The sequence below is a fragment of the Pseudomonadota bacterium genome (assembly GCA_026388255.1).
GTDB lineage: Bacteria > Desulfobacterota > Syntrophorhabdia > Syntrophorhabdales > Syntrophorhabdaceae > JAPLKB01.
Map to the genome: position 1 here is coordinate 21,792 of JAPLKC010000023.1, position 14,900 is coordinate 36,691.

Annotated in this window: 14 protein-coding genes; 6 read left to right on the forward strand and 8 right to left on the reverse strand. The window is 39.7% G+C overall.

Going from position 1 to position 14,900, the window contains the following annotated elements:
- Nucleotides 1-30: 30 nt before the first annotated feature.
- The 5 genes from icd to aspS all read right to left on the reverse strand — a co-directional run bounded on the left by icd (nucleotide 31) and on the right by aspS (nucleotide 6,652).
- Nucleotides 31-1,173, reverse strand: a complete 1,143-nt coding sequence (gene icd / locus NT178_02150) for an NADP-dependent isocitrate dehydrogenase (protein ID MCX5811334.1) — start codon at nucleotides 1,171-1,173, stop codon at nucleotides 31-33.
- A gap of 57 nt (nucleotides 1,174-1,230) precedes the next feature.
- A complete protein-coding gene (locus NT178_02155; GenBank protein MCX5811335.1) occupies nucleotides 1,231-1,725 on the reverse strand; it encodes a 3-isopropylmalate dehydratase in 495 nt (164 codons plus the stop codon).
- Complete coding sequence (locus NT178_02160; GenBank protein ID MCX5811336.1) at nucleotides 1,691-2,986, reverse strand: 3-isopropylmalate dehydratase large subunit; 1,296 nt, start codon at nucleotides 2,984-2,986, stop codon at nucleotides 1,691-1,693. Before NT178_02160 ends, NT178_02155 begins: the two co-directional genes overlap by 35 nt.
- Nucleotides 2,987-2,990: 4 nt before the next feature.
- Complete coding sequence (locus NT178_02165; protein MCX5811337.1) at nucleotides 2,991-4,799, reverse strand: histone-lysine N-methyltransferase; 1,809 nt, start codon at nucleotides 4,797-4,799, stop codon at nucleotides 2,991-2,993.
- Between the two features lie 86 nt (nucleotides 4,800-4,885).
- Nucleotides 4,886-6,652, reverse strand: coding sequence for an aspartate--tRNA ligase (aspS, locus tag NT178_02170; protein ID MCX5811338.1), 1,767 nt, complete (start codon nucleotides 6,650-6,652; stop codon nucleotides 4,886-4,888).
- Between the two features lie 272 nt (nucleotides 6,653-6,924).
- Here aspS and NT178_02175 point away from each other — a divergent pair, with 272 nt between their 5' ends.
- From NT178_02175 to NT178_02200, 6 genes are all read left to right on the forward strand, one after another.
- A complete protein-coding gene (locus NT178_02175; GenBank protein MCX5811339.1) occupies nucleotides 6,925-7,416 on the forward strand; it encodes a pyridoxamine 5'-phosphate oxidase family protein in 492 nt (163 codons plus the stop codon).
- A gap of 62 nt (nucleotides 7,417-7,478) precedes the next feature.
- Nucleotides 7,479-7,814 carry a hypothetical protein gene (locus NT178_02180; protein MCX5811340.1) on the forward strand — a complete coding sequence of 112 codons (336 nt, stop codon included), beginning with the start codon at nucleotides 7,479-7,481 and terminating at the stop codon, nucleotides 7,812-7,814.
- Nucleotides 7,815-8,105: 291 nt separating this feature from the next.
- On the forward strand, nucleotides 8,106-9,461 hold the full coding sequence (locus NT178_02185) for a tetratricopeptide repeat protein (protein ID MCX5811341.1): 1,356 nt from the start codon (nucleotides 8,106-8,108) through the stop codon (nucleotides 9,459-9,461).
- Nucleotides 9,462-9,733: 272 nt separating this feature from the next.
- On the forward strand, nucleotides 9,734-9,979 hold the full coding sequence (locus tag NT178_02190; protein MCX5811342.1) for a LapA family protein: 246 nt from the start codon (nucleotides 9,734-9,736) through the stop codon (nucleotides 9,977-9,979).
- 246 nt (nucleotides 9,980-10,225) lie between these two features.
- Entirely contained in the window at nucleotides 10,226-11,461 is a 1,236-nt protein-coding gene (locus NT178_02195) for a sugar phosphate nucleotidyltransferase (protein MCX5811343.1), read from the forward strand.
- Nucleotides 11,458-12,726, forward strand: a complete 1,269-nt coding sequence (locus NT178_02200; GenBank protein ID MCX5811344.1) for a sugar phosphate nucleotidyltransferase — start codon at nucleotides 11,458-11,460, stop codon at nucleotides 12,724-12,726. Before NT178_02195 ends, NT178_02200 begins: the two co-directional genes overlap by 4 nt.
- A gap of 19 nt (nucleotides 12,727-12,745) precedes the next feature.
- Here NT178_02200 and NT178_02205 read toward each other — a convergent pair whose 3' ends face one another.
- The 3 genes from NT178_02205 to NT178_02215 form a co-directional block, all read right to left on the reverse strand.
- Nucleotides 12,746-13,204 carry an ATP-binding protein gene (locus tag NT178_02205; GenBank protein ID MCX5811345.1) on the reverse strand — a complete coding sequence of 153 codons (459 nt, stop codon included), beginning with the start codon at nucleotides 13,202-13,204 and terminating at the stop codon, nucleotides 12,746-12,748.
- A complete protein-coding gene (locus tag NT178_02210; protein ID MCX5811346.1) occupies nucleotides 13,201-13,536 on the reverse strand; it encodes an STAS domain-containing protein in 336 nt (111 codons plus the stop codon). Before NT178_02210 ends, NT178_02205 begins: the two co-directional genes overlap by 4 nt.
- A gap of 153 nt (nucleotides 13,537-13,689) precedes the next feature.
- The gene (locus NT178_02215; GenBank protein ID MCX5811347.1) at nucleotides 13,690-14,886 is read right to left on the reverse strand and encodes a SpoIIE family protein phosphatase; all 1,197 of its coding nucleotides are present in this window, start codon (nucleotides 14,884-14,886) and stop codon (nucleotides 13,690-13,692) included.
- Nucleotides 14,887-14,900: the final 14 nt, after the last annotated feature.

Here is a 14,900-nt window from a genome sequence, read left to right on the forward strand (position 1 = left end):
GACCTATGTTTACCTTCACATCAATAAGTTCTATAATATTCTTTTTAATACTGCTTCCCCAAACTCCGAGCATTTAACCGGTTTTACCCCTTTAATCTGCCGTGCAAGGTCATAGGTCATAATCCCGCTCCTTATTGTCTCCTCTATTGCCTCTTTCAGCACTTGCGCTGCTTTATCAAGGCCCATATATTCAAACATCATTGATCCTGAAAGCAAAAAAGAGGTAGGGTTAACCATATCTTTCCCAGCATATTTCGGGGCACTTCCATGCGTCGGTTCAAAAATTGCCACATCATCACCAATATTTGCCCCTGGAGCAACACCTAACCCCCCTATCAGTGCTGCGCAAGCATCGGAAAGATAATCGCCGTTAAGATTGGGACACAAAAGGATATCATAATCTTCGGGTTTCATTATCACCTGCATGAACATATTATCGGCAATTCTGTCGTTAAAGGATATTTTGTCTTTTTCCATATCAAATGTAATAAAATCTTCAAAATCCTTTGCAGCATCATAGGCCCATTCTCTGAAGGCCCCTTCCGTATATTTCATGATATTACCTTTGTGGACAACGGTGATCATTTTTCTTTTATTTTTTATTGCATAGTTTATTGCCCATTTTGTAAATCTTATTGTTTTATCCTTACTTATCGGCTTAACCCCTACCCCGGCATCATCCGGTATTGTTACACCCATCTTATCCTTCAAAAATTTTATAAAGGTCTTTGCTTCTTTTGAACCTTCCTTCCATTCAATACCTCTATAAATATCTTCAGTATTTTCTCTGAAAATAATAATATCAACCTTCTCAGGCATTTTTAAAGGGCTTGGCAAACCCTTAAAATACCTTACAGGCCTTATACAAACATAGAGATCTAAAACCTGTCTTAAATAGACATTTAAGCTTCTAAACCCTCCACCGACAGGCGTAGTCAGGGGACCTTTTATGCCTATTCGGTATTGCTTTATGATCTCCAAAGTCTCTTGCGGAAGTAATGATCCGGCACATTCAAGAGCTTTCTGCCCTGCAAGCACCTCAATCCATTCAATCCTCTTTTCAGCGCTATATGCCTTTATGACAGCTTCTTCCAACACCTCTCTCGAAGCTTTCCAAATGTCCTCACCGGCACCGTCGCCTGACAAATAAGGAATTTCAATTTTTTTGCTCAAATCTTTAATCTCCGTAAGTTTTCAAAAACAATAATTTAGAACTTTTTATTCTCAATATTAGACCGCCAGTTTTTTATTTTTAATAATATATTTATCAAGGCCACCTTCTTTAAGAATATCCCTCATTATCGAAGGAAGTCTGGAGAAGCATCTCTGAATACCATTTGCTCTATTAAATATTACACCTTCATCCATATCAATCTCAAGCGTAGCCCCTTCATTTATGCCGTCAACATCGCATATTATTGCTGCAAGTCCTACATTGATAGCATTTCTGTAAAATATTCTCGCAAATGAACTCGCAACTATCGCGTCAATTCCTGCCATTTTAATAATCAAAGGTGCATGTTCCCTGCTTGAACCGAGCCCGAAATTTCTTCCACCTACCACAATGTCTCCTTTGTTTACCTTTTTATGAAAATCAGGCATAACATCATCAAAGACATGTTTTTTTAATTCTTCCAGATTGGACCTTAAATGATAAAATCTACCCGGTATTATATGGTCAGTAGAGATGTTATCTCCAAATCTCCACACCCTTCCTTTTAAAATCATCAAAAACCTCCCTGGGGTCCGTCAGCTTTCCTTTCAATGCACTTGCTGCCGCAGTGGCCGGTGAAGCAAGCACGATACCTGAATTAGGGTTTCCCATTCTGCCTAAAAAATTTCTGTTTGAAGTCGAAATACAAACCTCTCCGTCACCCAGGACACCCTGGTGGAGGCCTATACATGGCCCGCATCCGGGCGGCAAAATCGTTGCACCGGCTTCAAAAAGTGTTGTAAGTATACCTTCCTGTAAAGCTTGATAGTAAATCATTCTCGAAGCAGGGGCCACCAAAAGCCTCACATCTTTATATTTTTTTCTGCCTTTCAGAATTAATGATGCTATCCGCAAATCTTCTATTCTCCCGTTTGTACATGAACCGATAAAAACCTGGTTGACATTTATTGCCTTTACTTGTTTATCTTCTATGCTTCTCGTGTTATCAACTTCATGTGGAAGACTTACCATTGGCGCTAAATGTCCTAAATCAATTTCAATTATTTTTTCATAATGTGCTTTATCATCAGGCAGTATTTCAATATACTGCTTTTCTCTCCTCATTTTTTTAAGATAAAGGAATGTCATAATATCTGAAGGAAAAAGTCCACATTTCGCCCCTGCTTCTACTGCCATATTGGCAATGGTCATTCTTTCTTCTACATCGAGATGGAATAATGTTTCTCCCGTAAACTCCATGGATTTGTAAGTAGCACCATCTGCACCAATCATGCCGATAATTTTTAAAATTAAATCCTTTGTAAAAACACCTGAAGGAAATTCCCCATCAATATCAAATTTAATTGTTTCCGGAATCCTCAGCCAGGTCTTCCCAAGTCCCATAGCAACAGCAATATCCGTTGATCCCATACCGGTTGAAAAAGCCCCAAGGGCTCCTCCGGTACATGTATGCGAATCTGCGCCGAGCAGTACTTCAGATGGGGACAATACACGTTCCATCATAATCTGATGACATATGCCATCACCAACATCATACAAATTGGCACCATATGCTTGCGCAAATTCTTTTATCGTTATGTGGTCATTTGAAAGCTCCATTCTTGAACTCGGGGATGCATGGTCAATAAAAAAATTGATCCTGCTGCCGTCAAAAAGCTTTTTAAATCCCATCTCCTTAAATTTTTTTATGGCAAGTGGGGCAGTCCCATCCTGCAGGAGTATTCTGTCAACATTCGCAATCGCATAATCTCCCTTTATTACATCTGTTCCTGTATTCATACTCAATATTTTTTCGACTATTGTCTTACCCATTTGTTTATTCCCCGGCCTTTGTCAAATCTTCAAATCTGATATCAAGACCCAATATGCCTATTATATCCCCGAACTCATCTCTAATAGGTCCAGAAACGGTTACACAAAGAGCGCCGGTAATTTTTGATGAATATATATCCGTTACACTAATCTTTCCTGTTTTCATGGGATTTATAAACCAGTCCCTATCTGAAAAATCCTCATGCAAACCTATTTTGGAGTATTTGGCTCTGTCTACCACCTGTGTGATATTTCTTGTAATTTTAATGCCTTCACTGTTAACAGTATATGCAAACTGTATATAGGGATATTCCTCAACAATATTTTTTAATGCATTCTCTTGTTGTAACGGCGCCATGCTCTTTATATCAATATTTTCAATATATTTTTCTATTAAATGCGCCGCCATGTCATGAGCTTTTTTCTTCAAAAGCTCGAATTCAGACATAAATATTTCGGGCATATACCTTCTGACAGCATGCTCCATCTCATCATCCGACATAGAGGTTACTCTTCCTTCATCATACTGCTTGATTATCCTTTTGTTAATCTTCGCTACTCCAGGATGTGTCTTTTCTACCCTATCTTTTCCAACCAGTGCAAAATGCGAGCTTATCCAGTGCGCAATTCCCGCGAGACCTGACTTATCGGTTATATTAACGGTTATTGGCCTGTCGAGAAGCTTGTTTGTGTCAAAAGATGAGTATATCTCTTCATTTTTCAATAAACCGTCTATATGTACACCTGCTGATGTTGCATTAAAATCAAGTCCTACTAAGGGCTGGGTCCTCGGTATGTGATAGCCCAATTCTTTTTCAAAATAGTTCCTGATCTCCGTAATTACCTTAGTATCAACACCATTCTCTTCACCTGTAAGAGATATATATTCCATTATAAGTCCTTCAATAGGGGCATTACCGGTCCTCTCCCCTATACCGAGCAATGTTCCATTTACATATGAACAGCCATAAAGCCATGCGCTCACACTATTTATAATAACTTTGTTAAAATCATTATGACCGTGCCATTCAAGATACTCTGAAGGAACCCCGGCATCATCAATCATAGCCCTGATAATTTTTCCCATAGACCGCGGAAGTGCTGCACCAGGATACGTAATGCCAATCCCGAGAGTATCACAGAGCCTTATCTTTACCGGTATCTTTGCCTCTTCCGACATATTAACTAGGGCTTGTGCAAAGGGAACGCAGAAACCATATATGTCGGCCCTTGTTATATCCTCAAAATGACACCTCGGAATTATGCCGTGTTCAAGAGTGCTTTCTACAATCTTTACATAGTCTTTAAAAACCTGTGAGCGCGTTTTCTTTAATTTCATGAATATATGATAATCAGAAGCACTTGTAAGTATGCCTGTCTCTTTTAGTCCCAGATCTTTTACAAGCTGTAAGTCCTCTTTTACAGCTCTTATCCAGCCGGTAATTTCTGGATAACGGTAGCCTTTGTCAAGACATCTTACAACGGCATCTTTATCTTTATCGCCATAAAGGAAAAACTCGCTTTGTCTTATCACACCGTTCGCTCCGCCGAGCCTATGCAAAAAATCAAAAAGGTCTTCAATCTGCTTTGCCGTAAAAGGCGGCCTGGATTGCTGACCGTCTCTGAATGTTGTATCCGTAATAAATATATCATCAGGGGGGTCGATGAGTTCGATCTTGTGGTCAAATTTTACTTTGCACATTTCCGTATACGGAAAAACATCCCTGAAAAGCTCAGGAATTTCAACGTCTATCAAAGGATATTTCGTACCTCTGGCAACATTTTTAAATATAAAGCCTTTCTTCTTTTTCAAGGAAACCTCCTTATTTGTTCACAATTACGTTTCACGGTAAAAAATCGATATATAGCTTGCAGCAAAACTGTGAACTGAAAACATTATTATGTTGATTCGACCGTTACCTTTATTTTCAATTCATTCAATTGTCTTTGTGCAACCCTTGATGGAGCGCCGGTTAGGGGACATGTTCCCTTCTGTGTCTTCGGGAAAGGTATAACCTCCCTGATGCTGTCAAGTTTCAAAAACATCATGATTATTCTGTCAAAACCGAAGGCAATGCCGCCATGCGGAGGCGCGCCCATCTCCAGGGCCTCAAGTAAAAATCCAAATTTCTCAAACGCTTCTTCTTCTTTAATACCAAGAAGTTTAAACATCTCCATCTGCTCATCTGTGCTGTATATACGTATGCTTCCGCCTCCAAGCTCCACACCGTTTAGAACAAGGTCGTAAGCCTTTGCTTTAATAGAATCATAGTCCCCCTCGAAATCTTTTATCTTCCCCTGAGGAGACGTAAAGGGATGGTGTCGCGCAACATACCTTTTGTCTTCTTCACTGTATTCAAGAAGTGGGAAGTCTACTACCCACAAGAACCTGAATTCATCCTTACGGATCAGTCCATATTTCTCGCCAAGATATAGCCTTAACCTTCCCATAAGTTCATTCACTTTATCTCGTTTATCACTCATAATAAAAATTACATCGCCATTTTCAACACCAAGTTTTTCTTCTAAAAAAGTTTTTTCATCTTCGCTTAAATATTTGACCGTAGGTGACTGCAAAACATTATTTTCCTTGCGAATCCAGATAAGACCGCCCGCCCCGATTTCTTTTGCAACGTCAACAGCAGTATCAAGATCCTTCCTTGACAGGGTCTTGCCTTTAAATATAAGGGCCTTGATCTCACCATTATTTTCTATGGTCTTTTTAAAAACCCCGAAACCGGTCTGTCTAAAAATATCGGTCAAATTTACCATGGTCAGTTCAAACCGTAAATCAGGTTTATCCGAACCATATAGATTCATTGCTTCATTGTATGTCATCCTCATAAACGGGGTTTCTATCATCTCGCCTCTTAAGGCTTCATAAAGGGCGCTAATCAGTCCCTCGCCCATACTGATCACATCATCTACATCCACAAAGCTCATCTCAACATCAATCTGGGTAAATTCAGGCTGTCTGTCTGCCCGCAAATCTTCATCCCTGAAACACCTTGCAATCTGGAAATACCTGTCAAATCCGGCTATCATCAAAATCTGCTTGTAAAGCTGGGGAGACTGGGGTAAAGCATAGAACATGCCCTGATTCAGACGGCTAGGGACAATAAAATCCCTGGCGCCTTCCGGTGTACTCTTCGTAAAAAACGGTGTTTCGAACTCATGAAAACCATTCGATACAAAATAATCCCTTGTAACCTTATATGCACGACTCCTGTCAACAAATATCTTCTGAATCTCGGGTCTTCTCATGTCAAGGTATCGGTACTTCAATCTAAGGGATTCGTTTGTCTCTTCATCATCAAGTTGAAAAGGCAGCGTTTTACAAGTATTTAAAATCTCAAAGGTCTCCACCAGGACTTCTACTTTGCCGGTGGGAATATTTTGATTTTCTGTCTCTTCAGGTCTTTTCGCAACCCTGCCCTTGACACTAATGACATACTCCTGCTTTATATTTCCTGCCTTTTGATGGGCATCTACAGATATATCAGGAGAAAAAACTACCTGAACAATTCCTGTTACATCTCTTAAATCTACAAAAATCAGACTACCGTGGTCTCTTCTCCTGTATACCCACCCTGACAGGTGTAGCGTCTTCCCTATATCTTCGCTTTTAATTAAACCACAATAAATATCTCTCACTTGAACCTCCATTAAATGTCCATAATTATATAAGTTTATATGGAGTAAATCAAGGGCTACCTAACAGCGCGAATTGCATCAGTCTCTATATTATATATACAACTATATTGACATATTTCAATAATACTTTATAGTTAGCATAGCAAGATTTAATCTGTGGTGGTAAGATACAATTATGATAAATTTAATACGGGGCTTCGGGAACGAAGGAAGTATTTTTGGTAAGATATATTATATGAGCTATGACAGATGTAAAACAGATTTTATGAAGGAGTACGTAGATTATGTCAGATCAATTACCTGGGATAGTTAAAAAGGGCTCGGTGTCTGTTGTAGAGAGATTGAAGTTTCTTGATAAAGTTGAATCGTTTAGCATTCTTGCGACGCAGGACACCAATACCCCCTACACCTCCCTGGTTGCTTATGCCATAACACCGGATTTAAAAAAGCTGATTTTTGCAACAACAAAAGATACCCACAAATACAGGAATATGATTAATTCAAAGCAAGTGGCACTATTAATTGACAACAGGTCAAGTGGCAACAAAAATCTCATTAAGCTTGAAACATTAACATGCCTCGGCATTGCCCGCCCTGTAAAAAGAGGCAATTTATGGGACGAGTTTGCACGTATTTTCCTTAATAAACATCCAGACTTTGAAGAATTTATAAAGGCCCCGACAACTGCGCTTATGGAAGTCGAAATAATCAGATATATCCATGTAGGGGAATTTCAAACCGTATCAACATGGGAACCTATGATCTCAAATAATTAATATTACAGCTTAATTTGTTATATTGACAATCCATAAGTATAACCTGTTAAAATAATGAGCTTATGAAAATTGCAAAATCTGTTTATTCGATCATCTTATTTACAATATGCGCTGTAATATTTATTGCCAATCCCCTGCATGCAGACAGCATATCCCCTAACAAACCATACAGTACAAGCAAAAACAGAAAGTTCATTGTCGAAATGAGACCAAAAGCCCCGTATGGCGAAGAAGGAAACGGCATTGTGAAAGAAACCGCAACAGATAGAACGCTCTGGAAGTTTGACTGGTATGCACCGGCTACCATACTGCTTAATAACGGTTCCGACCTTATCCGGTTCGGACCATGGGTATCGGATTATCAAGGGCTTACCGATTTCGTAGTCGTTTTTTTATAAAAACGGTTTAGAAATAAACTACCCCGAAGCAGAGCTTCGAGGAATCTATTGATTGAAAAGTTGCCAGGTAAAAACCTTATCAAAGACAGGGCAATAATTATAAGAACGGTCTCCCAATTACTTCTGGGAAGAAAAGGATGATAAATTTTATAGCCTTTCCCATGATGAAAACTTCTTTACACTCAGACTTATTGACGGAAGAAGTTACTCCTTCTAAACATCAACCGGAAAACTTGTATAATAGCCAATGTTAGAAAGTCTCCAAAAACCCCATTGGCAGGCATCTAATTCGTGAAACGCAAACTCCACTTTATAATACTTGTATCCGCCACTACCCTTGTTTATCTGAATTCGTTCAGGGGCACATTCCAGTTTGATGACTTTAATGTAATCGTGTTCAATCCTGTAGTCCATTCGTGGTCAGCCTGGTGGGGAGATGCATATCATGGCGGCATACGTTCATTCCTGAAATTTACCTGGACCCTCAACTGGACTTCAGGTATGGGGCTTTTCGGGTTTCATCTGTTCAATCTGGGCATACATACTGTCAATACAATATTGGTTTATGCCCTTTCGCAAAAAATTATGGAAGTTCAGCAGAATATACCGGATACCTTAAAAACATATGTTCCTTTGATTGCCGCCCTTTTTTTTACAGTTCACCCGATCCAGACAGAGGCAGTGACATATATCAGCGGCCGGTCTGCATCGCTGATTACGCTCTTCTACATGGGCAGTTTCCTTGCCTATGTGCATGGGAGGGATATTGACCATCCCATTTTTATGTATGTTCTATCTCCGGTACTGTTTATTTTTGCTGTAATTACCAAAGAAGTGGCGGTTACACTCCCGGCGGCACTTTTATTATGGGAAACTATTGATAGAAATACAAACTTTTCTGTCCGGCGAGCCTTCAGGTTTCAACGGGTTCACTGGGCGTTGTTATGTATAATAGCCTTATTAATATTTACCCACCCGAGATATAGGCAACTTATTTCCTTCGGCCTTAACTTTCGTAGCGTCCATGACAACATTTTGAGCCAGATTCATGGTATTATTTATCTTCTCTCGCGGCTTGTCATGGTTCACAAACTCAATATTGATCCGGACCTGCCGGTTATAACACAATGGTCTCCCATGCTTATTTTTTATGCATCCTTTTTGGGTTTCATGGTTGTTGCAGGGATTATATGCCGGAAAAAATGTCCCTGGATATACTTTGTGATATGCTGGTTTTTCCTGCATCTTCTACCGGTAAATTCGTTTATACCCAGGATTGATATCATTAACGAAAGACACTTCTATCTCGCCGGATGGGGAATTTTTCTCATTTTCTCGACAGGTCTTGCAATCCTGTTTGCAAAATTTAACATAAATCTGAAATATATCTGGACATGCATCATTACCCTTTGTTTGATTTTAGGAGCATTCACAATATCACGCAATAATGTCTATCGTAACGAAATCACCCTATGGAAGGATACTGCGCTGAACTCGCCGAACAAAGCAAGAATCTTTAATAATCTCGGCTACGCTTACTATCTTGCGGGACGTTCCAAAGAGGCGCGGAAGGCTTATTTAAGGGCGTTGCAGCTTGATCCAAATTTCATTTTGGCACGAAACAATCTTTTATTGATTGAAAAGTAAATGAACTTCACCGCGGCAGAGACAGAGTTTTGAGGAATCTATTGATTGAAATAATTATCACAATAAAAACAACAAAGGCCTGACTAATATTTTTATCCCATTGCAAAAGCATAAAGTACAAACATTATTACGATAACAAACATGTTTATTTGTTGAAAAAATAGGGTAAAAGATAATAGGATGAAAAAGAGTTGATTTAACAGAATTTATCGACAAGAAAAATTGCAGGAGAAAATCATTATGAATCTGATTAACTTTTAAAGGGGGCATCAATGAGCATATTGATTGTTGTAATCATTATTTTGCTGTTGGTTACCATATTTTCAGTTCAGAATGCAGCACCTGTTGCAATTTCCTTTTTTTTCTGGAAATTTGCAGCATCTCTCGCAATAGTAGTATTTCTTTCTGTACTCATAGGGGTCATTATAGGAAGTATACTCGTATTCTCATTTCGGATATCAAGAAACAAACAAACCTGTGCAGACAATAAGGATAATGAAAACACAAAAAAGAATTGATGCATAATACTAAAATTAACGGAAAGGGACGAAAGATAGGTTGGAAATTTATTTGAAGAGTATATTTATTAAGGGGATACGAAACACCATTTCCTCAAAAAACCGTCTATGTCAAGGGAAGAAAAAGATTGGAAAAAATAATCGATGAATTTGAATCTGAACAGTGCAATTGATTATGAACTGAGAAGACAGTATAATAAGGTTGTATCTTGTTTATAAGTTACTGAATTGTGAAAAGGAGTTTTTTTGGATATCATTGCAATGATACTGGCAGGTGCAAGGGTGGACGATCTGGGGGTACTCACCTTTTTTAGACCGAAATCTGCAATGCCTTACGGCGGGCTTTACCGCATCATTGATTTTCCCATGAGCAATTTGATGTATTCAGGCATTGAGAAGGTGGGAATCCTCTCTCAATATAAGCCTCTTTATTTGATGGAGCATATGCGTAACGGAGAACCATGGGATATGTCGGGACGCAACAGGTTTGTCACCATACTCCCGCCGTTTAAAGGCATGGGGACGTCTGACTGGTACAAAGGTACTGCCGATGCAGTGTATCAGAATCTTGATTTTCTCAGTAACCATATGCCCGAACTAATTGTTGTATTATCAGGAGACCACATATACAAAATGGATTATCGGGAGATGATCAGGTTTCATCTGGAGAAAGGCGCCGATCTTACCATAGCCTTTGCAAAAGTGCCGAAGGAAGGCGCCCATCGTTTTGGTCTGGCCAATATTGAAGAAGGAGACGCAAGAGGCGGTAGAGTATTACAATACACGGAAAAAAGCGACAAAACACCTTTTGAATGGGCTTCCTTAACTATCTATATGTTTACACCCTATGCCCTTTTTGAGGCTCTCAAGTCAAATGCAGAGGAGAATTCACACGAATTCGGTAAAGACATTATCCCTTTTTTACTGGCCAATAATTATAAGGTATTTGGGTATAAACATCACGGCTATTGGGGATATACCCGTACACCCCAGGAATACTGGCAGACGAGCATGGACCTCCTGGGGGATTCTCCCGGGATCGATATTGCATCCTGGCATATATGTACAAACCTTTCCAATTTCAATATTCGTGATCGTCAACCGGCTTTAATAAGCCCTGACGCAAAGGTTGAAGACTCCCTGTTTTATTCCGGATGTAAGATCAGAGGCAAAGTAATTCGTTCAATACTCTTTCCTGGCGCCAAAGTAGATAGCCAGGCAGTAGTTGAAGACTCGATACTATTTTCCAACACCGTCATCAAACAGAACGCAAGGGTAATGAAAACTATAATTGATGAAGATGTAACGGTCGGAGTAAATGCACAAATCGGAGAAGATGCCTCCGGCGAGCTCACCGTCATAGGTATGGGAACACGCATAGCCAGAGAAACGAAGATTTCATCGGGTGTAACAGTATATCCAAATCTTGGACCTGCAAATTTTACAAAAAGTATTTATCGCACAGGAGAAATTATTAAATGAAAGATACTGCGGTACTGCTTCTGGCCGGTGGGGTGGGAAGCAGACTGAATATCCTCGTAAGCCATCGGGCAAAACCCGCTGTTCCATTTGGCGGCATATACAGGATTATTGATTTCACGCTCAGCAATATAGCAAACTCACGTCTTGCAAACGTTGCGGTACTCACCCAGTACAAGCCTCTTTCTCTTATGGATCATATAGGCAATGGTTCGTCCTGGGATCTTTCAGGACGTTCCCGGAGCACAAAGATACTACCTCCAAAAACAGGGGAGAAGGAATGGGACTGGTATAGAGGCACGGCTGATGCAGTCCGTCAGAATCTGGATTTTTTCACCTCAGGGAGTTATAAAAACGTCCTTGTCCTCTCCGGAGATCACATATACCATATGGATTACCGGTCAATGCTCCAATTTCACCACGAGCATGGAGCCAAGGTTACCATAAGTATGATAGAAGTACCCTGGGAAGAAACCCATCAATTCGGCACAGCCATCATTAATGAACAATACCGTATCATAGAGTGGGAAGAAAAATCCCCCCAGGCAAAATCAAACCTTGCCTCAATGGGAATATACGTCTTCGACAGGGATTATCTCGTTGAGCTTCTTGAAGCAACAAAAGAGTTAGATTTCGGGCACCATATTATCCCGAATGCATTACAGGAAGGTAATGTCTTCGCATATCCTTTTGATGGCTACTGGCGTGATGTGGGGACTGTTCAGGCTTACTGGGATGCAAATATGGACATTCTCGATGCCGCAAGCGGGCTTTCTCCTGAAGCATGGAAGATAATGTCGAATTTAAGTACAAAGGGAATTCCTTATGATCGTCCACCCATTATGGTTACAAAAACAGGTCATATAATGAATTCAGTAATATCACCTGGATGTATAATTTCCGGCAAAGTGGAAAACTGCGTTCTATCCCCCGGGGTAGCAATAGAACAAGGTGTCTCTGTAAAAAATTCTGTTGTTATGCATGATACAGTCATTAAAGAAGGGTCTCTTGTGGAGCGGTGCATCATAGATAAAAAGGTGTTTATCGGGAAAAAATCACATATAGGCATTGGTGATGCTTTGGTTGCCAATCGCCTCTTTCCCGACCATCTCAATACAGGTCTGACACTCATAGGTAAATATTCTGTTATACCCGATAATGCAACAATCGGCACTGACTGCATTATATATTCGATGACTGCTGAAAAGGATTTTTACACATTACATGTTGCCGACGGGGAAAACCTTCAGAAGAAAGAAGTCGGTTAATAAGTAAGATCAAATTATCTTATTTCTTAATAAATTTAACTAATGTTATGGTGTTTTTCCCTTCGATCGTCTCATATAGCACTTCGTCCATCAGGGAGTTTATGATATGCAAACCCATTCCGCCAACGGGTAGCGTTTCAATTTTATCCGGCTCAAAATCGAGGCATACATGGTTGGAATTGCACTGAGTGGGATTCATGCCCTTGCCAATGTCACTTATCTTAAAAACCATTTTATCGCTATAAACAAAAATATTAATTTCAACATTTTGTCCCTGCTCAGAGTTGTATGCGTGTTTTATTGCATTAGTTACTGCTTCTGTCACACTTAATTCCATGTTATAAGGCTCATTTTTGTTAATGAATATAAAATCACATATGGCTTTTACTGTGATACCTACAAGAGATACGTTCTCAAACCTGCTCTCAATTGACAGAGCAATTGATTTATCCGGTAAAATTTCTTTTATGTTCATCATGTGATTGACTTTATTGCTTCTTCTTCAGATAGGAATATTTGAAATACCCGGTCTATACGTGTCAGATGGAAAAGGTTTTTCACAGTTTCGTTCATACCGCAAATCACAAGATATCCCTCGTTGCCGATTGTTTTTAAACTCGACACAATCGCCCCTAGCCCACTGCTGTCTATGAATTCCACTTCAGAAAGGTCGAGCACTATTCGTTTGTTTCCATTATTAATCCAATCCACCATTCTTCCTTTTAAATCAGTGGATAAAGAAGCATCGATTCTTTTCTCAAAAGGCTTGACAACCAGAATTTCACCGAGTTTCTTACCATGTATTTGCATGTTATCTCCTTTCAATTATTTGGACCCCCGCGGATACCCTGGCGCCCCATACGTAATCCGTAAACCAAGCTGCCGGGACCTCCCCTTTTCGCTCATTGTATGAACCAAAGCAATTCATCATAATTGGGGCTTACAATTGTCATGCCAGTCCACTCAACCTTCTTTCTTATATTCAATTCCTACAAGCGTAATGTCGTCCTGAAACTCTATTATACCTTCTCCAAAGTTATTAATAGAGGCTATTACCTTATTAAGCATGTTGTCAACAGTTTCGTTTTTAATGGTTTCAAGTAGGGAATAAAAACGTTCTTCACCGTAAAACTCACCATTTTTGTTCTGAAACTCAACTACACCATCTGTATAAAGTATAATTTTGTCTCTTTCTTTAAGCATTTTTTGTTCTTCTTCAAAGGGCATTATTCCACCCATCCCTATGATGGTCCCGCCTTTATCTAAAAATTCCATATTGCCATTGTGTCGCAGGAGTACAGGTGCTGGATGTGCGGCATTGCTGTAAAAAACCGTATTATCAAGGATATTAATAATTAAATATGTCATGGTAAAATATTTATCAAACCGCTCGAGAGGATATTCGTTGTCAAGGGCCTGCATCACTTCTTTAGGTGAAGCTATTTTATAACCTGGCGGCCTATCATATTTTCTTTTTGTAATATTGCCAATATTGGGTTGCAGTATCTGGGACAGGGAAACGGTAACGAGAGCAGAAGGAACGCCGTGACCGCTTACATCAATCATGTAAAAGGCTATATTGTTTTCATCGAGCTGGATAATGTTGAATATATCTCCCCCGATTAAATATGAAGGGAGAAATTTCCAGGCTACATCAAGTCCTTCAATATGCGGAATTTTTTGCGGCAGCAAACTTCGTTGAATGCCTCCCGCTGCCTCAAGGTCTTCATCAAGCCTTTTTTGCTTGACCGTTAATTCCCTGTTTTTGTCGATTAATTCATGGGTTAAGTGACGGATTTTAAGCTGGTTCTGCACCCTTGCAACCACCTCGCCCTTGTCAAAAGGCTTGGTAATATAATCTGCTCCGCCCATTTCAAGCCCTTTTATCTTATCTGCTGTGTCGGTTTTTGCAGAAAGAAAAATAATGGGTATATCCATTGTTTGCTCAGCCTGTTTAAACTTTACACATACTTCATAGCCATCAATTCCAGGCATTACAATATCGAGAAGTATAAGATCAGGGGCAAATGTGTCTGCCTTTTTAATTCCGTCAGAGCCATTGGATGCTTCCATCACCTCATATCCTGCCCTTTTCAGTATAAGTAAAAGAAGTTTTCTCAGATCTTCACTATCGTCGACAATCAGAATTTTATCTGCCATAGGCTATTATATTA